16 protein-coding genes and 1 tRNA gene are annotated in these 20,643 nt (G+C 72.2%); 4 read left to right on the top strand and 13 right to left on the bottom strand.

Annotated features, from left to right (window positions below; translation table 11 throughout):
- Positions 1 to 37 precede the first annotated feature (37 nt).
- The 3 genes from WA762_RS03090 to WA762_RS03080 all read right to left on the bottom strand — a co-directional run bounded on the left by WA762_RS03090 (position 38) and on the right by WA762_RS03080 (position 2,588).
- On the bottom strand, positions 38 to 913 hold the full coding sequence (locus WA762_RS03090; RefSeq protein ID WP_335932662.1) for a cytochrome c biogenesis CcdA family protein: 876 nt from the start codon (positions 911 to 913) through the stop codon (positions 38 to 40).
- A complete protein-coding gene (locus WA762_RS03085; RefSeq protein ID WP_335932661.1) occupies positions 910 to 1,755 on the bottom strand; it encodes a DsbA family protein in 846 nt (281 codons plus the stop codon). Before WA762_RS03085 ends, WA762_RS03090 begins: the two co-directional genes overlap by 4 nt.
- An 83-nt stretch (positions 1,756 to 1,838) precedes the next feature.
- Positions 1,839 to 2,588 (bottom strand): hypothetical protein, encoded by a 750-nt coding sequence (locus tag WA762_RS03080; RefSeq protein WP_335932660.1) that lies wholly within the window; start codon positions 2,586 to 2,588, stop codon positions 1,839 to 1,841.
- Between the two features lie 275 nt (positions 2,589 to 2,863).
- Here WA762_RS03080 and hrpA point away from each other — a divergent pair, with 275 nt between their 5' ends.
- Together hrpA and WA762_RS03070 are read left to right on the top strand one after the other, a co-directional pair.
- On the top strand, positions 2,864 to 6,895 hold the full coding sequence (gene hrpA, locus WA762_RS03075) for an ATP-dependent RNA helicase HrpA (protein ID WP_335932659.1): 4,032 nt from the start codon (positions 2,864 to 2,866) through the stop codon (positions 6,893 to 6,895).
- 197 nt (positions 6,896 to 7,092) lie between these two features.
- Positions 7,093 to 7,167: transfer RNA gene (locus WA762_RS03070), tRNA-Asp, on the top strand.
- 1,069 nt (positions 7,168 to 8,236) lie between these two features.
- On the opposite strand, the gene bldC is transcribed toward WA762_RS03070, so the two are convergent.
- Complete coding sequence (bldC, locus tag WA762_RS03065; RefSeq protein WP_003949541.1) at positions 8,237 to 8,443, bottom strand: developmental transcriptional regulator BldC; 207 nt, start codon at positions 8,441 to 8,443, stop codon at positions 8,237 to 8,239.
- A 525-nt stretch (positions 8,444 to 8,968) separates the two neighbouring features.
- A complete protein-coding gene (locus WA762_RS03060) occupies positions 8,969 to 9,814 on the bottom strand; it encodes a DUF8083 family protein (protein WP_335932658.1) in 846 nt (281 codons plus the stop codon).
- A 175-nt stretch (positions 9,815 to 9,989) separates the two neighbouring features.
- Between WA762_RS03060 and WA762_RS03055 the strand changes: the two genes are divergently transcribed.
- A complete protein-coding gene (locus tag WA762_RS03055) occupies positions 9,990 to 11,072 on the top strand; it encodes a Leu/Phe/Val dehydrogenase (RefSeq protein WP_335932657.1) in 1,083 nt (360 codons plus the stop codon).
- Between the two features lie 303 nt (positions 11,073 to 11,375).
- Positions 11,376 to 11,630, top strand: coding sequence for a DUF3073 domain-containing protein (locus WA762_RS03050; RefSeq protein ID WP_073786650.1), 255 nt, complete (start codon positions 11,376 to 11,378; stop codon positions 11,628 to 11,630).
- Between the two features lie 167 nt (positions 11,631 to 11,797).
- On the opposite strand, the gene purM is transcribed toward WA762_RS03050, so the two are convergent.
- The 8 genes from purM to purS all read right to left on the bottom strand — a co-directional run bounded on the left by purM (position 11,798) and on the right by purS (position 20,569).
- The gene (purM, locus tag WA762_RS03045; RefSeq protein WP_335932656.1) at positions 11,798 to 12,871 is read right to left on the bottom strand and encodes a phosphoribosylformylglycinamidine cyclo-ligase; all 1,074 of its coding nucleotides are present in this window, start codon (positions 12,869 to 12,871) and stop codon (positions 11,798 to 11,800) included.
- A gap of 60 nt (positions 12,872 to 12,931) precedes the next feature.
- The gene (purF, locus tag WA762_RS03040; protein WP_335932655.1) at positions 12,932 to 14,458 is read right to left on the bottom strand and encodes an amidophosphoribosyltransferase; all 1,527 of its coding nucleotides are present in this window, start codon (positions 14,456 to 14,458) and stop codon (positions 12,932 to 12,934) included.
- Between the two features lie 647 nt (positions 14,459 to 15,105).
- A complete protein-coding gene (locus WA762_RS03035; RefSeq protein ID WP_335932654.1) occupies positions 15,106 to 15,411 on the bottom strand; it encodes an META domain-containing protein in 306 nt (101 codons plus the stop codon).
- A gap of 149 nt (positions 15,412 to 15,560) precedes the next feature.
- Complete coding sequence (locus WA762_RS03030; RefSeq protein WP_335932653.1) at positions 15,561 to 16,361, bottom strand: maleylpyruvate isomerase family mycothiol-dependent enzyme; 801 nt, start codon at positions 16,359 to 16,361, stop codon at positions 15,561 to 15,563.
- A 170-nt stretch (positions 16,362 to 16,531) separates the two neighbouring features.
- Positions 16,532 to 17,170: a TetR/AcrR family transcriptional regulator gene (locus WA762_RS03025; protein ID WP_335932652.1), complete on the bottom strand. Its 639-nt coding sequence runs from the start codon at positions 17,168 to 17,170 to the stop codon at positions 16,532 to 16,534.
- Positions 17,171 to 17,385: 215 nt separating this feature from the next.
- A complete protein-coding gene (gene purL / locus WA762_RS03020) occupies positions 17,386 to 19,635 on the bottom strand; it encodes a phosphoribosylformylglycinamidine synthase subunit PurL (protein ID WP_335932651.1) in 2,250 nt (749 codons plus the stop codon).
- The gene (gene purQ / locus WA762_RS03015; protein ID WP_335932650.1) at positions 19,632 to 20,312 is read right to left on the bottom strand and encodes a phosphoribosylformylglycinamidine synthase subunit PurQ; all 681 of its coding nucleotides are present in this window, start codon (positions 20,310 to 20,312) and stop codon (positions 19,632 to 19,634) included. The genes purL and purQ overlap by 4 nt, the downstream gene beginning before the upstream one ends.
- Positions 20,309 to 20,569, bottom strand: coding sequence for a phosphoribosylformylglycinamidine synthase subunit PurS (purS, locus tag WA762_RS03010; RefSeq protein ID WP_311311191.1), 261 nt, complete (start codon positions 20,567 to 20,569; stop codon positions 20,309 to 20,311). The genes purQ and purS overlap by 4 nt, the downstream gene beginning before the upstream one ends.
- Between the last annotated feature and the right edge of the window lie 74 nt (positions 20,570 to 20,643).

The following is a 20,643-nucleotide window of genomic DNA, read 5'->3' as shown; positions in this document are numbered from 1 at the left end:
CCGAAGGCCCCGTCCGATGGACGGGGCCTTCGTCGTGTCACACCTCCTCGCGGTCCGCCGAGTTCACGCCGCCCGGTTCGGTCCCGGCGGGCGTACGCCGGCCGCGCCACGCCCGTACCGCCAGGACCAGCAGCACCACGGCGACCGCGATCACCAGCGCCGGCCCGTCCTTCACCCGCGTCCCGACCGTCCGGGCCCACTGCTCGACGGCGAACGACTGGTCCACACCCAGCAGCCCGGGCAGGGCGGTCGTCCCGTCGTACACCAGGAACAGCACCCCGAGACCGATGAAGAAGAGCCCGGACAGCAGCGTCGTGGTGTGCAGTTCGAAACGGCCGAGCCGGAGGGCGCGGCCGCGCAGCCAGGCCCGGCGGCCCAGCTCGAACCGCTCCCAGAGCAGGGCGAGCAGGAAGAGCGGGACCGCCATGCCCAGGGCGTAGACGGCGAGCAGCAGCCCGCCGTAGACCGGGCTGCCGCTGACCGCCGCCACGGTCAGGACGCTGCCGAGGATCGGCCCCGCGCAGAAACCGGCCAGTCCGTATACGGCGCCCAGCGCGTAGACCGAGAGCGCGGTGGTCGGGCGGATCCGGCCGCTGAGGGCGGCGATCCGGCGCGAGGCGAAGCCCAGGCCCACGATCTGCGCGACGCCCAGCGCGATGATCAGCCATCCCGCGCCGAGGACGAGCGCGTCGCGGTGGCCGTAGAAGAGCCGCCCGGCGAACGACCCCGCGGCGCCGAGCGGGACCAGGGTGGTGGCCAGGCCCGCGTAGAAGATGCCGGTACGGGCCAGCAGCCGCGAGGCGGAGTCGATGGAGTACGCGAAGAAGGCCGGCAGCAGCAGGGCGCTGCACGGGCTGACCAGGGCGAGCAGCCCGCCGAGGAAGGCCGCGAAGTAGCCGATGTCGGCCGTCATTCCGCGCCGCCCGCGTCGCGGCCGGCGCCGGTGCCCGAGGGCCGGGGGGTGGCCGCGCGGGCCTTCCCGGCCGCCGCCTCGATGGCGTCGACGAAGGTCTCCATGGGCTGCGCACCGGCGATCGGGCGGCCGTTGATCAGGAACGACGGGGTGGAGGTGGCGCCGATGCCGTACCCCTGTTCCTGGTCCGCGCTCACCGCGGCGGCGGCCTCCTCGCTGTCCGCGTCGCGCGCGAACCGGTCGAGGTCCGCGACGCCGGCCTGCTGGGCGAGGGCCTTCAGCCGGGCCTTGCCGAACCCCTTCTCCTTGGCGCCCTCGGCGTACGCGGCGCGGTGGAACTCCCAGAAGCGGCCCTGCTGCCCGGCGGCCCAGGCGGCGCGGGCGGCGGCCTCGGACTCGGCCCCGAAGATCGGGAAGTTGCGCCACTCGATGCGCAGGGTGCCGTCGTCGACGTACTTCTTCACCAGGGCGGGTTCGGTGTCGCGGGCGAACTTGCCGCAGTAGCCGCACTTGAAGTCGGCGTACTCGATGAGGACGACGGGGGCGTCGGCCCGGCCCTGGGCGAGCCCGTCGCCGGCGTCGCGCCGGGCGAGCTTCTCCAGCGCCGGGTAGACCCCGGCGTCCGGATCCGCGGTGACGTCGGCGGCCGAGGACGTGGAGGAGTGGTCGGGGGCGGTGGCCCGGTAGGAGACGAAGCCGAGCGCGGCGGCGGCGAGCACGACCCCGGCCCCGTAGAGCAGGGGCTTGCGGGACGACGGCTTACGGGACGAGGGCTTGCGCGCCGGCGTGCGCGCGGGCTTGGAGGTGCGCTCGGGGGTGGGCTCGGAAGCGGACTTGGGCATGCGGAAACTCCGTACGGACGGCGCGGCAGCGGAGGGCGCGCGCGGAGGAATGGGGGGACGGCGGGAGGAACTCCGGCCGTCGTCTACACCCTCAGTACGGAGAGCTCCACGGGCGTGGGCGCGGCGGGCGCCGGGGCGCGCAGCCGTATCCGGACGGGCGGGTCGACCGGTCCCGTGCCGGTGGCGGCGGGAAGGCCCCATTCGGTGAGGCCGGGCACCTGGTCGGACGCGGCGCGGGACCGGCCCGGCAGGGCGGGTTCGCCGTCCTCGTGCTTCCGGCTCTTGCCGCATCCGGGAACGGGGGCGGGGCGCGGGTCCGGGTCCGTGGCGACGGCCCGGACGGTCGCCGGGTCCACGGCCTCGGCCGGGCCGGTCGCCGGGTCCGGGAGCGCTCGCGTGGGCGCGTATGCGTCCGCGACGGCCGGAACGCCCGTCGCGCCCGGAGCGCTCATCACGTCCGGAGCGCTCGCCGCGCCCGGAGCGCTCATCACGTCCGGAGCGCTCGCCGCGTCCGGAACGCCCGTCGCGCCCGGGGCGTCCGGAGCGCTCGTCGTGTTCGTCGCGCCGGGAGCGTCCGCCGCGTCCGAGACCGCGTGCGCGACCGCGCCCGGAGCGGTGACCGCGCCCGCGCGCGGGCCGGTGGCGGCGGCCGGGCCGGTGGCGGCGGCCCCGGCAGTGACCCCGGCTGTGGACCCGGCCGTGGTCCCGGCGCTCGCCCCCTCGCCCGCGGCGTCCCTCCCCGGTCCGCAGAACAGCGCCAGCACGACCGCGCACACCGCCAGCAGGCAGCTCCACCGCGTACGGGACGCGGTCATGGACGCGGACACGGGCACGACGACCGGCCTTTCCGGACGGGACGGGCAACAGGACGGGCAACGGGACGGACGCTGGACGGGCGACGGGACGGGCGGCGGGAGAGCCGCGGGAGGGCGACGGGAAGGGGCCGGCGGCCCGGGACAGCGGCTGCCCGAAGACGTCGGCTGCCCGAAATGGTACGTGCCGGCGTTCCGCGCGGCCGTGCGACGCCGGCCGGCGTCCGACGCGCTGAACCGGGCCGCGCGAAATGCGTTCGCCGTTCCTCGCGCCCGGGTGAGATCCTGGGGTCCGTATGTCTACTTCCTTCGCCGATCTCCAGACCCGGCTCGGAGAGCTCTCGCTCCGCGACGCACACCGGCTCGGCCGCCGTCTCGACGGGGCGCGCCGCATCCGCAAGCCCGAGGCCCGGCAGGCCGTGCTGGACGAGATCGCCACCGAGGCCGGCAAGGCCGCCGAACGGCTCGCGCTGCGCGCCGGACGGGCGCCCGCAGTGTCGTATCCGGAGCAGCTTCCGGTCAGCCAGAAGAAGGACGAGATCCTGGAGGCGATACGCGACCACCAGGTCGTGATCGTCGCCGGGGAGACGGGCTCGGGCAAGACCACGCAGATCCCGAAGATCTGCATGGAGCTGGGGCGCGGCGTCCGGGGCATGATCGGGCACACCCAGCCCCGCCGGATCGCGGCCCGTACGGTCGCCGAGCGCGTCGCGGACGAGCTGAAGACCCCGTTGGGCGAGGCGGTCGGCTGGAAGGTCCGCTTCACCGACCAGGTGAACCCCGACGCGACGTTCGTGAAGCTGATGACGGACGGCATCCTGCTCGCGGAGATCCAGACGGACCGCGAGCTGCGCGCGTACGACACGATCATCATCGACGAGGCCCACGAGCGGTCGCTGAACATCGACTTCCTGCTCGGCTATCTGGCCGGCCTGCTGCCCAGGCGGCCGGACCTCAAGGTCGTCATCACCTCCGCGACGATCGACCCCGAGCGGTTCTCGCGGCACTTCGGCGACGCCCCGATCATCGAGGTCAGCGGGCGTACGTACCCGGTGGAGGTGCGATACCGGCCGCTGCTGGAGGAGGACGCCGAAGACACGGCCGACTCCGACCGGGACCAGATCACCGCGATCTGCGAGGCCGTCGACGAGCTCCAGTCCGAGGGCCCCGGCGACATCCTGGTCTTCCTCTCCGGCGAGCGCGAGATCCGCGACACCGCGGACGCGCTGAACAAGCGGAACCTCCGCCACACCGAGGTGCTGCCGCTCTACGCCCGTCTCTCGCACGCCGAGCAGCACCGCGTCTTCCAGCGGCACACCGGGCGGCGGATCGTGCTGGCGACGAACGTCGCGGAGACCTCGCTGACCGTCCCCGGCATCAAGTACGTGATCGATCCGGGCACCGCCCGGATCTCCCGCTACAGCCACCGCACCAAGGTCCAGCGCCTGCCGATCGAGCGGATCTCGCAGGCCAGCGCCAACCAGCGCAAGGGCCGCTGCGGCCGCACCTCGGACGGCATCTGCGTCCGGCTGTACTCCGAGGACGACTTCCTGACCCGTCCGGAGTTCACCGACCCCGAGATCCTGCGCACCAACCTCGCCTCCGTCATCCTCCAGATGACCGCGGCCGGCCTCGGCGACATCGAGCGGTTCCCCTTCATCGACCCGCCGGACCACCGCAACATCCGCGACGGCGTCCAGCTCCTCCAGGAGCTCGGCGCGCTGGAGCAGAACGAGAAGGCCGCCCGCGAGGAGGCGCCCGGGGCGAAGCCCGAGAAGCGGAGGGGGCAGCGGCTCACCCCGCTCGGGCGGAAGCTCTCCCAGCTGCCCGTCGACCCGCGGCTGGCGCGCATGGTCGTCGAGGCCGACCGCAACGGCTGCGTCCGCGAGGTCATGGTGATCGCCGCCGCGCTCTCCATCCAGGACCCGCGCGAGCGGCCCGCGGAGAAGCAGACGCAGGCCGATCAGCAGCACGCCCGCTTCAAGGACGAGACCTCCGACTTCCTGGCGTTCCTGAACCTGTGGCGGTACATCCGCGAGCAGCAGAAGGAACGCGGCTCATCCAGCTTCCGCCGGATGTGCAAACAGGAGTATCTGAACTTCCTGCGCATCCGCGAATGGCAGGACATCTACGCGCAGCTGCGCACGGTCGCCAAGCAGATGGACATCCACCTCAACGAGGAGGACGCGCCCGAGCAGTCGGTGCACGTCTCGCTGATGTCCGGGCTGCTCTCGCACATCGGGCTGAAGGACACCGACAAGAACGAGTACCTGGGCGCCCGCGGCGCCAAGTTCGCGGTCTTCCCGGGGTCGGCGCTCTTCAAGAAGCAGCCGCGGTTCGTGATGTCGGCCGAGCTGGTCGAGACCTCCCGGCTGTGGGCGCGGGTCAACGCCAAGGTCGAGCCGGAGTGGATCGAACCGCTGGCCCAGCATCTGCTGAAGCGCGCCTACAGCGAGCCGCACTGGGAGAAGGACCAGGCGGCGGTGATGGCCTTCGAGCGGGTCACGCTGTACGGAGTGCCGATCGTCGCCCAGCGCAAGATCAATTTCGGCCGGATCGATCCGGAGACCTCCCGCGAGCTGTTCATCCGCCACGCCCTGGTGGAGGGCGACTGGCGGACGCACCACCAGTTCTTCCACGACAACCGCAAGCTGCTGGGCGAGGTCGAGGAGCTGGAGCACCGCGCCCGCCGCCGCGACATCCTGGTGGACGACGAGACGCTCTTCGACTTCTACGACCAGCGGATCCCCGAGCACGTGGTCTCCGGGGCGCACTTCGACTCCTGGTGGAAGCACAAGCGCCGGGACGAGCCGGAGGCGCTGGACTTCGAGCGCTCGATGCTGATCAACGAGAAGGCCGGGGCCGTCACCAAGGACGACTACCCGGACTCCTGGCGGCAGGGGAAGCTCAAGTTCCGGGTGACGTACCAGTTCGAGCCCGGCGCGGACGCCGACGGCGTGACCGTCCACATCCCGCTCCAGGTGCTCAACCAGGTCACCGCCGAGGGCTTCGACTGGCAGATCCCGGGCCTGCGCCTGGAGGTGGTCACGGAGCTGATCCGGTCGCTGCCCAAGCCGATACGCCGGCACTACGTCCCCGCGCCGAACTACGCGGAGAAGTTCCTGGACCGGGCCGTTCCGTCCGCCTCCGGCGGCCCGGTGCCACAGCGGGAGCCGCTGACGGTCACGCTCGCGCGCGAGCTCCAGCGGATGGTCGGCGTGCCGGTCACGGCGGACGACTTCGACCTGAGCCGCGTCCCCGAGCACCTGAAGATCACTTTCCGGATCGTCGACGAGCGGCGCCGCAAGGTGGCCGAGGACAAGGACCTGGAGGCGCTGCGGCTCCGGCTGCGGCCCAAGGCCCGTCAGGCCCTCTCCAAGGCCGCCGCGGCCACCGCGGGCCCCTCGGGCGAGTCCGTCGAGCGTTCGGGCCTCACGGACTGGACGATCGGCACGCTGAACCGGGTCTTCGAGACCGATGGGGTCTCCCCCGGTCGAGCGAGGTCGAGAGCTCGGGGAGGGACCGGTCAGCCGGTCAAGGCGTACCCGGCTCTGGTGGACGAGGGCACGAGCGTGGCCGTACGGCTCTTCGACACCGAGGCCGAGCAGCAGCGGTCGATGTGGCTGGGCACCCGTCGGCTGATCATGCTGAACGTGCCGGTGAACCCGGCGAAGTTCGCCCTGGACAAGATGACGAACCAGCAGAAGCTGGCCCTGTCCGCCAACCCGCACGGCTCCGTCCAGGCGCTCTTCGAGGACTGCGCGACGGCCGCCGCCGACCGGCTGATCGCCGCGCACGGCGGCCCCGCCTGGGACGAGGCGTCGTACCGCACGCTGTTCGACAAGGTGCGCGCCGACCTGGTCGCGCTGACCGAGCACACGGTCAAGCAGGTGCAGCAGGTGCTGGCCGCCTGGCAGGCGTGCGAGCGGCGGCTGAAGGACACCCGCAGCCCCGCCCTGCTCGCCAACGTCGCCGACGTGCGGGAGCAGCTCACGGCCCTGATGCCGGCGGGCTTCGTCACCGCGACCGGGCTGCGCAGGCTGTCCGACCTGATGCGCTACCTGGTCGCCGCGGACCGCCGGCTCCAGCAGATGCCGACGGCCGTCCAGCGCGACACCACGCGCATGGCGAAGGTCCACGAGATGCAGGACGAGTACGCCTGGCTGCTGGAGCAGCTGCCGCAGGGCAGGCCCGTCCCGCAGGAGGTCCTGGACATCCGCTGGATGATCGAGGAGCTCCGGGTCAGCTACTTCGCGCACGCCCTGGGGACGGCCTACCCGGTCTCCGACAAGCGGATCGTGAAGGCGATCGACGCCGCCGCCCCGTGACCGGGACGGGCCGTTCCGGTTCGCCCCGGCGGGACCCTCCTGACCTGGCCGGACGGCTCCGCGGGCGGGGCGGGCGGCGCGCGGGCGGGGTCCCCGGCGCCGTGACGGTGCGGTCACCTCGGGTGAAGTCGACCGCACCCTCGGAACTGCTGTACAGTCTGTTTCCGCAGCCAGCCGCAAGGCGGCAGCGAAAACCTGGTCCTGTGGAGCAGTTTGGAGTGCTCGCCACCCTGTCAAGGTGGAGGCCGCGGGTTCAAATCCCGTCAGGACCGCAGTGAGGAAGCCCGGATCCCCTGGATCCGGGCTTTCGCGTGTGCCGGGCGGCGGGCCACCCGTCCGCCGGGGCCGCCGGGGCCCCAGGGCCTCCGGGACGCCTCGGGACCGCCGGGAGCTTCCGGGCGAGCGGGCGGGCCCGCCCGCCGGCCGCTCGGGCCGCCCCGTCCGCACACCCCGCGCTCCACGCCTCGTGACCACCACCCGCACCTCGCGACCGTCACCCGCGCCCCAGCCCGCGCGGTCGCCCCGGGCCACGCCCGGACGCCCGCGAACGCGCCCGGCGCCCCACCGGCCCGGGGCCGCCCCCCTCCCCCGGGCGCATCCCGCCTCCGCGGCGCGCCCCACCCCCGGATCACCCCATCCCCCGTGCGCCCCAACCTCCCTGACCGGCCGTCAGCCCCGCCCGGAGGCCCTCAGGGGCCCTGTGGCGGCCTTTGAGGCCGAGCCGACGTCGAACCCACGACCCGGCCCCCGCAGGGCGTCAGAGCGGCGTCTCGGGGATCGGGCCCGAAGGCCCCACCCGACGGCCGAGGCGGGACAAGTGCCGACATGGATCCGAGGGCGTCCCGCGGCCCACTTCGAGCGATGTGACGGGAGTCACTAAAGGAGATTTACGAACAGGTGACCTTACGCCCTTCCTACAACTCCCGAATTTAATATGTGCAATTGCACCTCCCGGACGGCAGCACCCGAGGAGAGCGACGGACACCACACGGGTCCCGTCGACCGGCGGCGCGCGAGGCGGCACGGGGCCCGCACCGCCGCCGCGCCCCGGAGCCGACCGGACGCCCGGTTTCCAACGGCCCCCGGGGACAGGCGGAAGCGGCGTGGGTCACACACGCACGCCGCCCCGGACAGGGCTCCGGAAGGAGCCCCGCCCGGGGCGGCGGAACGCGAAACGAGATCGCGCCGGACCCGGCGGAGTCCAGCGCGATCGAACGACGTACCCGTGTCGCACAGGTATGGCGCCCGTTGGGGCGGGCGCCCGTCATGTGGAGCTATGGGCGGACCTGTGCGGGTTGGGGGACCCGGCGGCCCGGATGTGGCGCGGCGACAGGGGGTGTGTCAGGCCTCACTGCGCTGCTGCGGAATACCCGCGAGCAGTGCGCGGACCTCTGCCTCGCGGTACCGGCGGTGTCCACCGAGCGTGCGGATGGACGTGAGCTTGCCCGCCTTCGCCCAGCGGGTAACCGTCTTCGGGTCCACGCGGAACATCGTGGCGACCTCAGCCGGGGTCAGCAGCGGCTCGGCATCAGGGGTGCGAGCGGTCATGAGCGGCCTCCTCGGGAGAACCGAACCATCTCGGTTCTTTCCTCTAAATTCTGCACCTTGACCCGCGTTGCCCGAAATGGCGGACGCGGGCCGAGTCGGTTATAGGACGAACGGCTTGTCCTCGGCACTACAACTACACCATCCGTCCAGCCACGTCGGCCAAACCGATGGAATTGCCCTCCCAGGTGTTCATCAGCGACGGAAGCCGATGGACCATGCCATAGCGGACAGTCACACCACCGTGACGATCAGTCACAGAGCGATCAGGAGTCACCAGACCCCCCATAGCGTGCAATGCAGAGCAATCCGCCCATAGTTGGGCGGAAGGAGACCTCCCCGGACTCCTTGTCCTATTTTGGCACGAGGAGTAGGGAAGGGCGCAAGAGCCCCGTTAGTGCTATCCATCACGCTTGAGGCAAAGGCCCGGTTCGGGACGTAGGTCCCGAAGCCCTTTCGGGTATTCTTCCGCCTCTTCATCCTCACGTGTCACAGGACACAGAGGTTCAGACGCGAACAAGGGGGCGTTCAGTTCGCGAACTGACGATCTCTTACCGCCCGCCAGCGCTCCGCCAGCCGGGCGTACGCCTCGCTCGCCCGGTCGGCGTCCCCGGCCCGCAGCGCCTCCACCCCCTCGGCCACATCGGCCGCCGAGCGGTCCTCGGCCAGCCGCTCCGCCGGCAGCGCGTGCACCAGTCCCGCGTAGTCCAGCTCCACCAGGGACCGCGGGTGGAACTCCTCCAGCCAGCGCCCCACCTCCACCAGCCCCTCGGTCAGCGGCCCCTCGTCGACGGTCTCGCGCAGGGTCCGCAGCGTGCGGGCCAGCCGGCGCCGGGCCTGCACCATCGGCGTCCGGTAGCGCAGCACCGGCGGCTCGCCGCCCGCGCCCGCCGCCGCGTACTCCCGTTCCGCGTCGGAGAAGAGCACGAACCAGCGCACCGGCACCTGCCACAGCGCGGTCAGGATCCACGGTCTGGCGTCCGGATTGCGCTCCGCCCACCGCTCGTGGTCCGCGACCGCCTGCCCGCGCACCACCGGCGGCAGCACCGCGTCGAGCACCGGCCCGGGGAACATGTCCGCCAGCTCCCGCAGCGCCAGCCAGCCGCGCAGCCTGGTCCGCCACGGGCAGACGCACACCACGCCGTCCGCCTCCGCGACGAACGCGTCCGCGCTCTCGTGCGCCGGCACCCCGGACGGCGGGGTGGCCGCCAAATCCGCGAGCGACCGGCGCAGTTCGTCCTGCGCCGTGGGGATCCGCGCGCGCCCCGCGTATCGCGTCCAGTGCTCCCGCTCGGGCTCCGGGAAGGCGGCGAGCGGTTCGTAGACCCGGAGGTAGGACGCGTACGGGACGAGCACCGAGGACACCACCGACATGCCATAGATCGTGTCATGCCCGTACTCCTCCGGGGGGTGATCCCCGGCACCCGGCCCGATCCGGCCCGCGCAGGACTTACCCTCTTGCCCAGTCGGACCCGCCTGCCGGGCCGGTCCACGGCCCTCCCCACCTTCAGGAGGGTCCTCCGCCGCTTCGTACTTGGGAGTCACCACCGTGACCGATGTAACCGACGGCGTCCTGCACACCCTGTTCCGCTCGGATCAGGGGGGTCACGAGCAAGTCGTGCTCTGCCAGGACCGCGCCAGCGGCCTCAAGGCCGTCATCGCCCTCCACTCCACCGCCCTGGGCCCGGCCCTCGGCGGCACCCGCTTCTATCCGTACGCCTCCGAGGAGGAGGCCGTCGCGGACGCGCTGAACCTGTCGCGCGGCATGTCCTACAAGAACGCCATGGCCGGCCTCGACCACGGCGGCGGCAAGGCCGTGATCATCGGCGATCCCGAGCGGATCAAGACCGAGGAACTGCTGCTCGCCTACGGCCGCTTCGTGGCCTCGCTCGGCGGCCGCTACGTGACCGCGTGCGATGTCGGCACCTACGTCTCCGACATGGACGTCGTCGCCCGCGAGTGCCGCTGGACCACCGGCCGCTCCCCCGAGAACGGCGGCGCCGGCGACTCCTCCGTGCTCACCGCGTTCGGCGTCTTCCAGGGCATGCGGGCCTCCGCGCAGCACCTCTGGGGCGACCCGACGCTGCGTGGCCGAAAAGTAGCGGTCGCCGGCGTCGGCAAGGTCGGTCACCACCTGGTCGAGCACCTGCTCTCGGACGGCGCCGAGGTCGTGATCACGGACGTGCGCGAGGAGTCGGTGCGCCGCGTCACCGAGAAGCACCCCGAGGTCGCCGTCGCCGCGGACACCGAGGCGCTGATCCGCACCGAGGGCCTCGACATCTACGCCCCGTGCGCGCTCGGCGGCGCGCTGAACGACGCCTCCGTCGCCGTGCTCACGGCGAAGGTGGTGTGCGGCGCGGCCAACAACCAGCTCGCGCACCCGGGCGTGGAGAAGGACCTCGCGGACCGGTCGATCCTGTACGCCCCCGACTACGTGGTGAACGCGGGCGGCGTCATCCAGGTGGCGGACGAGCTGCACGGCTTCGACTTCGACCGGTGCAGGGCCAAGGCGTCGAAGATCTTCGACACCACGCTCGCCATATTCGCGCGTGCGAAGGAAGACGGCATCCCGCCGGCGGCCGCGGCCGACCGGATCGCCGAGCAGCGGATGGCGGAGGCGCGCCGGCGCTGAGGGTGACCGGGGCGTCACCCGACGCCCCGGAGCATACGGCCCGCCGACCGGGGAGAGAAGTCTCACGCCGGTCGGCGGGTCGCATGCCCGGAAGAGGTTAAAATCGCAGTTGACCAGCGAGGACGGGGCTTCTCGCCGGTCGGCTTCCGGGGCGCTTGATGCGGGCGGCGTACCGTATGGTCGCGGAAGCAGGTACCGTTGAAGCCCTACGGGCACGGTCTCTCCGATGAGAGTCCGTCCTGAAACATGAACGCGTGTCAAGACTCTGGGGCCGTCGAGCCCCGTCACCGAGGGGGTCGAGCCATGGGGCGCGGCCGGGCAAAGGCCAAGCAGACCAAGGTCGCCCGCCAGCTGAAGTACAGCACCGGCGGGACTGACCTGTCGCGTCTGGCCAATGAGCTGGGCGCATCGTCTTCAAGTCAGCCACCGAACGCGGAGCCGTTCGAAGACGAGGAAGACGACCCGTACGCACGGTACGCGGATCTGTACAACACCGACGACGAGGACGAGGACGAGGACGACAAGTCCGGTCCTGCGTCAAAGCGCCGCGGCGCTTGACCTCGCGCTGACACACCGACCCGGTCCGGGCCTCGCCCGGACCGGGTTCTGTGCTACCCCGGTCCGGTCCGCCGGTCGAGTGGGCACGGAGCCCCGGCGGGTTCGGGCGCGTCGGCCGGCGGAGCGACCGGGTCGCCCCGGTCACCGGTCCGCCGCGTCGCGCCGCACTACCGCGCGTAGTCACCCACCAGCTCCGCACCCGTGGTGTGCTCGCCGCGTCCGGTGATCTCGCCCGCGACCCAGGAGTCGACCCCGCGGTCGGCCAGGGTGGTGAGGGCGGCGTCGACGGATTCGGCGGGGACGACGGCGATCATGCCGACGCCCATGTTCAGCGTCTTCTCCAGCTCCAGCCGCTCGACCTTGCCGGCCTCGCCGACCAGGTCGAAGACCGCGCCCGGGGTCCAGGTGGAACGGTCGACCCTCGCGTGCAGGTGGTCGGGGATGACCCGGGCCAGGTTGTTGGCCAGGCCGCCGCCGGTCACATGGCTGAAGCCGTGCACCTCGGTCGTCCGGGTGAGGGCGAGGCAGTCCAGCGAGTAGATCCGGGTCGGTTCCAGGAGCTCCTCGCCGAGGGTCCGGCCGAACTCCTCGACCTCGCGGTCCAGCGTCCAGCCGGCCCGGTCGAAGAAGACGTGGCGGACGAGCGAGTACCCGTTGGAGTGAAGGCCGGAGGACGCCATGGCGATCACCGCGTCACCCTCGCGGATGCGGTCCGGGCCCAGCAGCCGGTCGGCCTCGACCACGCCGGTGCCCGCGCCGGCGATGTCGAAGTCGTCCGGCGCCAGCAGCCCCGGGTGCTCGGCGGTCTCGCCGCCGACCAGGGAACAGCCGGCGAGCACGCAGCCCTCGGCGACGCCCTTCACGATCGCCGCGACCCGCTCGGGGTGGACCTTGCCGACGCAGATGTAGTCGGTCATGAAGAGCGGCTCGGCGCCGCACACGACGAGGTCGTCGACGACCATGCCGACGAGATCGCGGCCGATGGTGTCGTACACGCCCATCCTGCGGGCGAGGTCGACCTTGGTGCCGACGCCGTCGGTGGCGGAGGCCAGCAGCGGGCGCTCGTAGCGCTTGAGGGCGGAGGCGTCGAAGAGGCCGGCGAAGCCGCCGAGGCCGCCGAGGCCCTCGGTCTCCGGGCGCCGGGTCTTCTTCACCCACTTCTTCATCAGCTCGACCGCGCGGTCGCCGGCCTCGATGTCGACGCCCGCTGCCGCGTAGGAAGCACCTGTTGTCTCAGACATGGCCTGGGATCTTTCGTGTGGAGATACGGGGCTGGTGGGGCCGGGTGAACGGCCGGGCCGTCACGGCCGACGCAGGGCGTCGGACGCGGCGGTCGCCGCGGGTCCTGCCGCCAGCTCGGTCTCCAGCAGTTGCTTACCGAGCAGCTCCGGGTCCGGCAGCTCCATCGGGTATTCGCCGTCGAAGCAGGCGCGGCAGAGGTTCGGCTTGGCGATCGTGGTCGCCTCGATCATGGCGTCCAGCGAGATGTACGCGAGCGAGTCGGCACCCATCGAGGCGCCGATCTCGTCGACCGTCATGCCGTTGGCGATCAGCTCGGCGCGGGTCGCGAAGTCGATGCCGAAGAAGCACGGCCACTTGACCGGCGGGGACGAGATCCGGATGTGGATCTCGGCGGCGCCCGCCTCGCGGAGCATCCGGACCAGGGCGCGCTGGGTGTTGCCGCGGACGATCGAGTCGTCGACGACGACCAGGCGCTTGCCCTTGATGACTTCCTTGAGCGGGTTCAGCTTGAGGCGGATGCCCAGCTGGCGGATGGTCTGCGAGGGCTGGATGAAGGTGCGGCCGACGTAGGCGTTCTTCACCAGGCCGGAGCCGAACGGGATGCCGCTGGCCTCCGCGTAGCCGATGGCGGCGGGGGTGCCGGACTCCGGGGTCGCTATCACCAGGTCGGCCTCGACCGGGGCCTCGGCGGCGAGCCTGCGGCCCATCTCCACCCGGGAGAGGTAGACGTTGCGCCCGGCGATGTCGGTGTCGGGGCGGGCCAGGTAGACGTACTCGAAAACGCAGCCCTTCGGCTTCGCCTCCGCGAACCGGGAGGTGCGCAGCCCGTTCTCGTCGATGGCGACGAGCTCGCCCGGCTCGATCTCGCGAACGAAGCTGGCGCCGCAGATGTCGAGGGCGGCGGTCTCGGAGGCGACCACCCAGCCACGCTCCAGGCGGCCGAGGACCAGCGGGCGGATGCCCTGCGGATCACGGGCGGCGTAGAGGGTGTGCTCGTCCATGAAGACGAGGGAGAAGGCGCCCTTCACGTCGGGAAGCACCTTCGGGGCGGCCTGCTCGACGGTGAGCGGCTTGCCGTCGTCGTCCGTCTGGCCGGCGAGCAGCGCGGTCACCAGGTCGGTGTCGTTGGTCGCGGCGACCTGGGTGGCGCGGCCGTCCTTGCGGGGCAGGTCCGCGACCATCTCGGCGAGGCGGGCCGTGTTGACCAGGTTGCCGTTGTGCCCCAGCGCGATCGAGCCGTGCGCGGTGGCACGGAACGTCGGCTGCGCGTTCTCCCACACCGAGGCTCCGGTGGTGGAGTAGCGGGCATGGCCCACGGCGATATGGCCCTGGAGGGATCCCAGGGACGTTTCGTCGAAGACCTGCGAGACGAGTCCCATGTCCTTGAAGACCAGGATCTGCGACCCGTTGCTCACTGCGATACCCGCGGACTCCTGTCCACGGTGCTGCAGGGCATACAGTCCGAAATAGGTGAGCTTGGCGACCTCTTCGCCGGGAGCCCAGACACCGAAGACGCCACATGCGTCCTGGGGGCCCTTCTCTCCGGGGAGCAGGTCGTGGCTGAGTCGTCCATCACCACGAGGCACGCCACCGAGTGTAGGCGAGGTCGACCACTGGTCCGAATTCGGGATACCGCGCCGGACCATCGCGTAAGCACTCCCCGAGGTGGCCCCGGGACCCGACCGGCCGCTCACGCTCGGTGACCGAACCCGGTTCGCGGGGACCGCGCGGCACGGGGCGCTGATCGGCCACAGGGCGGCGGCGATGCGGATCAGCGCCCCGATAGCGGCGATTTCCGGCCACGCGGGGCGGGGCGGTCGCCGGGCCGGTTGGTGGCGCTCGGTGAACCGGGCGGGGGTGGTGCGCGGAACGCGGCCGAACGCCTGTTTCGTGGCGAGCCTCACACCGGAAAAGGCGGCCGCACGCGTCGGATCGGGCGTGTACGGGGTCGCGGGGCGGCCTGGAACGTGCGGGTCGCCGCGACCGCGGGGCGGATCGGAAGCCGTGAGCGGACTCGACCGCGGGGCGGCCGGGGCGCCCGAGCGGGGAAGTCTGGGGCTGCGGGGGCGGCCGGGGCCGCGGGGCTCACTCGTCGGATTCCGGGGCCGTGGCGCCGAGCGACCCGCCGTTCACCGAGGCGAGGGTCAGGGTGCGCCCGTCGATCCGGTACGTCGTCCGTCCGTCCAGGATCGATCCCCGGCAGCGTCCGTTCCGGCTTCGCCTGGGCGGCGGGTCACATCGTCCTGGTGGTCCCGATGCCGTCGAACGTGATCGTGGAACCGGAGAGGGCGCCGCCGCGGAACCGGTTGCAGCCGAGATCGCCCGTGACGCCGCCCTCGGCGTCGATCGTGAAGTGGGCGCGGTCCGGGGCCCCGGTCCGCTCCGCGCCGATCGTCACCGAGTCGACGGTCCAGCGGACGCCCGTGAGGGGCGCCCGGGCCGGCGCCGCTTCGTCCGCCCGGGTGCCCGCCCCCGTATCGCAGGCGGCCGGGGCGGCGAGGCGGACGAGGATCGCCGATGCCGCGCGTCGCGGGTCCACGGCCCTGTGACGGCCGGGGCGGCGGTCCGGTTCCGGCGGGGCGTCAGGTCCGCGGCGGGGCGACCGGCTCCCGGCGGGTGCGTCCGGTTCCCGGCGGGTGCGTCCGGTTCCCGGCGGGTGCGGGCCCCTCGCCCCGGCGGGCGGGTTCCTCACCTCATCAGGGGCAGGAGGGCGGCGAGATCGGCCCGTTCGCCGCTGGCCGCGACCTTCGCGTCGTCGAGGGCCCGCGCCCACTCCGCGCGGCCGGTGGCGAGCCGGATCCAGGTGAGCGGGTCGGTCTCGACGACGTTGGGCGGCGTTCCCCGGGTGTGCCGGGGGCCCTGCACGCACTGCACCACGGCGAACGGCGGGACGCGCACCTCGACCGAGCCCCCGGGCGCCTTCTCCGCGAGGGCGTCGGCGAGCAGCCGGGTGCAGGCGGCGAGCGCCTGTCGGTCGTACGGGATGCCGAGGCCGGCCGCCTCGTTCAGGTCGTCGGTGTGCACGACGAGTTCGACGGCGCGGGTGACCAGGACGTCCGTAAGGCGCATCGCCCCGGCCGGGGTCGACAGCAGCCGTTCGTCGCCCGCGCCGGGCACCAGCTCCTCGAACCGCCCGGCGACCTCCCCGAACAGCGCGTCCAGATCGGGCCGGTCCGCGGCGAGCGCCCGGGTGTCCGCGTCGATGCGCGCGGCCCGGTCCGCGGTCGTGAAGGGCCAGTCGAGCAGCTTCGTGCCGGGCTCGGGCGAGGCGGGCCCGGGCTCCTCCAGCCTCCGTGCGACCTGCGAGAGCCCCAGGGCCAGGTGGGCGGCGAGCTCCCGTACGGTCCAGTCCCCGAGCCGGGTCGGCAGCGCGAGCTGATCGGGCGTCAGCGTGCCGACGGCCTCCCGGACGTGGGCGAACTGCGCCAGGACCGCGCTGCGGGTCCGGACCGGGTCGTAGCGGCGGGCACGTTTCTGGGACGGCGGCATGCCCGGAGCCTACGGCCTGCGGCGGACCTAGGGAGTGTCCGGCGGACGTACGCGGCCTGCGGCCCGTCGGCCGACGCGGCCGGGGCCGCTCGATGTCGACGCGCCGCCGGGGCCGCTCGTTGTCGACGCCGTCGGCCTGTTCTGCGCCGGCGCCGCCCCCGGCGGCTCGTTCAGTGCCGGATCGCGTAGTCGCCCAGGCCCCGCGCGAGCAGGCCGAATCCGCGTTCCGCGAGGGCGGTGGCGTCGGCGGCGATCGTGTCCGCCGACTCGCCCGCCAGCAGCCGCTGCCGGTTCGCGTGGATGAGCGAGTTGCGGGTGCCGGTCAGCTGGGCCGACACGATCCGGGCGAGGGGCGGCTCCTCCCCCTCCTCGACCAGGACCTCGGTCAGCAGCTCGTGACTGCGCAGGGAGAGCACGTGGGTCCGGAGCATCAGCGCCGGCGTCTCCTGGATCAGCCGGCTCACCCCGAGCACCGTCGGCAGATCGCTCATGCCGACCGAGGGCTCGCGGTGCTCGACGGCGGCCAGGAACTGGGCGCGCACGGCGGCCAGGGCGGACTCGCCGGGGGCCCGGCCCCGTACCGCGCGGGCGACGTCCCCGATGTGCTCCGCCATCGGGGAGAGGACCAGGTCCTCCTTGCCGTCGAAGTAGTTGAAGACAGTCATCTTCGACACCTCGGCCGCCTCGGCGATCTCGGCGACCGAGACCTTGTCGAAGCCGCGCTCGGAGAAGAGCTCGGTGGCCGCGGTCAGCAGGCGGCGGCGCGTCTGGAGCTTCTTGCGCTCGCGCAGGCTCATCCCCTCGGTCATGGCGGCACTGTACCAGGATGAATCTTGATTCGGGTTAAATAATTTACCCGGTCAAATCCATGGAGGCGGGCCGCCGCCCCGAGGTAACGGGGACGGAGCGGGGCGGCCCCGTCCGAGCGCCATGCGCCGGACGGGGCCGCCCCGTGGTCCCGTCTGTCCCGCAACCCGCGGTCCCGTTCATCCCGCGGGCGCCCCGTGGGAGAACCGACCGCTCGTCAGGCGAGCAGACCCGGAATGGTCTCCTCGTGCGCGGTGCGCAGCTCGCTCAGCGGGATGCTGAACTCGCCCTGGACCTCGATCTCGTCGCCGTCCACGACACCGATCCGGGCGGCGGGCAGACCGCGCGCCCCGCACATGTCGTTGAAGCGGAGCTCCTCGCTGCGCGGCACCGAGACGACCGCGCGCCCCGCCGACTCGGAGAAGAGGAACGTGAACGCGTCGAGCCCGTCCGGCACGACCAGCCGGGCGCCGTTCCCGCCGCGCAGGCAGGACTCGGCGACCGCCTGGACCAGACCGCCGTCGGAGAGGTCGTGCGCCGCGTCGATCATGCCGTCGCGGGAGGCCGAGATCAGGATCTCGGCGAGCAGCTTCTCGCGCTCCAGGTCGACCTGGGGCGGCAGCCCGCCCAGGTGGCCGTGGACGACCTCGGACCACGCCGAGCCGCCGAACTCCTCGCGCGTGTCGCCCAGCAGGTAGAGCAGCTGGCCCTCCTGCGCGAACGCGACCGGCGTGCGCCGGGAGACGTCGTCGATCACGCCGAGCACGGCGACGACCGGCGTCGGGTGGATCGCCGTCTCACCCGTCTGGTTGTACAGCGACACATTGCCGCCGGTGACCGGGGTGCCCAGCGCCAGGCAGCCGTCCGCGAGACCGCGGGTGGCCTCGGCGAACTGCCACATGACGTCCGGGTCCTCGGGCGAGCCGAAGTTCAGGCAGTCCGAGACGGCGAGCGGCTTGGCGCCGGTGGCGGCGACGTTGCGGTACGCCTCCGCCAGCGCGAGCTGCGCGCCGGTGTACGGGTCGAGCTTGGCGTACCGGCCGTTGCCGTCGGTCGCCATGGCCACGCCCAGGTTCGACTTCTCGTCGATCCGGACGATGCCGGCGTCCTCGGGCATCGCGAGCACGGTGTTGCCCTGCACGAACCGGTCGTACTGGTCGGTGATCCAGGACTTCGACGCCTGGTTCGGGGACGCGACCAGCCTGAGGACCTGCTCGCGCAGCCCGGCGCCGTCCGCCGGACGGGCCAGCTTCCCCGCGTCGTCCGCCTGGAGCGCGTCCTGCCAGGACGGGCGGGCGTACGGACGGTGGTACGTCGGGCCCTCATGGGCGACCGAGCGCGGCGGGACGTCGACGATCTGCTCGCCGTGCCAGAAGATCTCCAGGCGCTCGCCCTCGGTCACCTCGCCGATGACGGTGGCGATGACGTCCCACTTCTCGCAGATCTCCAGGAAGCGGTCGACGTGCTGCGGCTCGACGATCGCGCACATGCGCTCCTGCGACTCGCTCATGAGGATCTCCTCGGGCGAGAGGGTCGCGTCGCGCAGCGGCACGGTGTCCAGCTCGACGCGCATGCCGCCGGAGCCCGCGGAGGCCAGCTCGGACGTGGCGCAGGACAGCCCGGCGCCGCCGAGGTCCTGGATGCCCGCGACGAGCTTCTCCTGGAAGACCTCCAGGGTGCACTCGATGAGGAGCTTCTCCTGGAACGGGTCGCCGACCTGGACGGCCGGGCGCTTGGCGGGCTTGGTGTCGTCGAAGGTCTCCGACGCCAGCACCGAGACGCCGCCGATGCCGTCGCCGCCGGTGCGGGCGCCGTAGAGGATCACCTTGTTGCCGGGGCCGGAGGCCTTGGCGAGGTGGATGTCCTCGTGCTTCATCACGCCGATGCAGCCGGCGTTGACCAGCGGGTTGCCCTGGTAGCAGGCGTCGAAGACGACCTCGCCGCCGATGTTCGGCAGGCCCAGGCAGTTGCCGTAGCCGCCGATGCCCGCGACGACGCCCGGCAGGACGCGCTTGGTGTCGGGGTGGTCGGCGGCGCCGAACCGCAGCGGGTCGACGACCGCGACCGGGCGGGCGCCCATGGCGAGGATGTCGCGGACGATGCCGCCGACGCCGGTCGCCGCGCCCTGGTAGGGCTCGATGTACGAGGGGTGGTTGTGCGACTCGACCTTGAAGGTGACCGCGTACCCCTGGCCGACGTCGACCACGCCGGCGTTCTCGCCGATGCCGACGAGCATCGCGTCGTTGGCGGGGGCCTTCTCGCCGAACTGCTTGAGGTGGACCTTGCTGCTCTTGTACGAGCAGTGCTCGGACCACATCACGGAGTACATGGCGAGCTCGGCGCCGGTGGGGCGGCGGCCCAGGATCTCGCGGATCCGGGCGTACTCGTCCTCCTTGAGGCCGAGCTCCTTCCAGGGCTGCTCGACGTCCGGGGTCTCGGCCGCGTGCTTGACCGTGTCCAGGCTCATGCGTTGACCAGCTTCTTGATGATCGAGGTGAAGAAACCGAGTCCGTCGGTGCGGCCGGTTCCGATCAGCGGCTCGACGGCGTGCTCCGGGTGCGGCATCAGGCCGACGACGTTGCCCTCGGCGTTGGTGATGCCGGCGATGTCGCGCAGCGACCCGTTCGGGTTCATGTCCAGGTAGCGGAAGGCGACGCGGCCCTCCGCCTCCAGCTCGTCGAGCACGCGCTCGTCGGCGACGTACCGCCCGTCCATGTTCTTGAGCGGTACGGAGATCTCCTGGCCCGCGGCGTAGTCCGAGGTCCAGGCGGTCTCCGCGTTCTCGACGCGGAGCTTCTGGTCGCGGCAGATGAAGTGCAGGTGGTTGTTCCGCAGCATCGCGCCGGGCAGCAGGTGCGCCTCGGTCAGGATCTGGAAACCGTTGCAGATGCCGAGCACCGGCATCCCCCCGCGGGCCTGCTCGATGATCGTCTCCATGACGGGCGAGAAGCGGGAGATCGCACCGGCCCGCAGATAGTCGCCGTAGGAGAAACCACCGGCCAGGACGACCGCGTCGACCTGGTGCAGGTCCTTGTCGCGGTGCCACAGCGATACGGGTTCGGCGCCCGCGACCCGTACGGCCCTCAGGCTGTCCTGGTCGTCGAGCGTGCCGGGAAAGGTGACGACTCCGATACGAGCAGTCACTTGGACTCCTCGGCCTTCTCCACCTTCACGGTGAAGTCCTCGATGACGGTGTTGGCGAGGAAAGTCTCGGCCATCTCGTGAATGCGGGCGAGGGCGGCGTCGTCGACCGGCCCCTCGACCTCCAGCTCGAAACGCTTTCCCTGACGTACGTCCGCGATTCCCTCGAAGCCGAGACGGGGCAGTGCGCGCTGCACCGCCTGTCCCTGCGGGTCGAGGATCTCGGGCTTGAGCATGACGTCGACTACGACGCGTGCCACTGGCACTCCCGTGTGGTGTGGTGCGACTGGTTCTCCGGAGGGCTCCCCTGACCTCCGCAGCTGCCCTCAGCGTA

It is taken from the genome of Streptomyces tyrfis, from assembly GCF_037034285.1.
Classification (GTDB): domain Bacteria; phylum Actinomycetota; class Actinomycetes; order Streptomycetales; family Streptomycetaceae; genus Streptomyces.
Note: the sequence above shows the minus strand (reverse complement) of the source record. Positions and strands in the feature narration are given on the sequence as shown.

Coding starts and splice junctions, on each gene's coding strand:
- WA762_RS03090 (WP_335932662.1), bottom strand. CDS start 913: ATGACGGCCGACATCGGCTACTTCGCGGCCTTCCTCGGCGGGCTGCTC.
- WA762_RS03085 (WP_335932661.1), bottom strand. CDS start 1,755: ATGCCCAAGTCCGCTTCCGAGCCCACCCCCGAGCGCACCTCCAAGCCC.
- hrpA (WP_335932659.1), top strand. CDS start 2,864: ATGTCTACTTCCTTCGCCGATCTCCAGACCCGGCTCGGAGAGCTCTCG.
- bldC (WP_003949541.1), bottom strand. CDS start 8,443: ATGACCGCTCGCACCCCTGATGCCGAGCCGCTGCTGACCCCGGCTGAG.
- WA762_RS03060 (WP_335932658.1), bottom strand. CDS start 9,814: ATGTCGGTGGTGTCCTCGGTGCTCGTCCCGTACGCGTCCTACCTCCGG.
- WA762_RS03050 (WP_073786650.1), top strand. CDS start 11,376: ATGGGGCGCGGCCGGGCAAAGGCCAAGCAGACCAAGGTCGCCCGCCAG.
- purM (WP_335932656.1), bottom strand. CDS start 12,871: ATGTCTGAGACAACAGGTGCTTCCTACGCGGCAGCGGGCGTCGACATC.
- WA762_RS03030 (WP_335932653.1), bottom strand. CDS start 16,361: ATGCCGCCGTCCCAGAAACGTGCCCGCCGCTACGACCCGGTCCGGACC.
- WA762_RS03025 (WP_335932652.1), bottom strand. CDS start 17,170: ATGACCGAGGGGATGAGCCTGCGCGAGCGCAAGAAGCTCCAGACGCGC.
- purL (WP_335932651.1), bottom strand. CDS start 19,635: ATGAGCCTGGACACGGTCAAGCACGCGGCCGAGACCCCGGACGTCGAG.